The sequence below is a fragment of the Pseudomonas kermanshahensis genome, assembly GCF_014269205.2.
In the GTDB taxonomy this organism is placed as follows: Bacteria; Pseudomonadota; Gammaproteobacteria; order Pseudomonadales; family Pseudomonadaceae; genus Aquipseudomonas; species Aquipseudomonas kermanshahensis.
Genome location: NZ_JABWRY020000020.1, coordinates 1 through 368, shown reverse-complemented (window position 1 = coordinate 368; position 368 = coordinate 1). Strand labels below are relative to the sequence as shown.

Genomic DNA, 368 nt, shown 5'->3' with positions numbered 1-368 from the left:
AACCTGGTGGTCAGCAAGCCTTCGGCCTCGGTGGACATCAAGGACACCTCGAACGAAGTCATCGCCAAGCTCACTGCAACCGAGTCGGTCACCGAAGGCGGTTCGATCGTCTACACCGTGACCCTGACCAGCAAGGATGGCCTGCCAGTCAACAACCACGGCGCCCTGACCTTCACGCTGAGCGACGGCAAAACCGTCATCACCGTGCCGGCCAACGGCACCGTCGGTACGGCCACCGTCGCTGCACCGGATAACGTCTACATCGGCCAGAGCTCGGTCAGCCAGACCCTGCAATCGGTAGGCGGCGCGGGCGCCAGCAAGTTCGAAAACCTGACCCTGGACAAGGTCCCGGCCACCACCACGGTCAA

The 368-nt window shown here is 63.0% G+C and carries 1 protein-coding gene; it reads left to right on the top strand.

Going from position 1 to position 368, the window contains the following annotated elements; genetic code table 11:
• Positions 1-368, top strand: a 368-nt coding sequence (locus HU764_RS27525; RefSeq protein WP_217835030.1) for an immunoglobulin-like domain-containing protein, incomplete at both ends; no start/stop codon positions are given.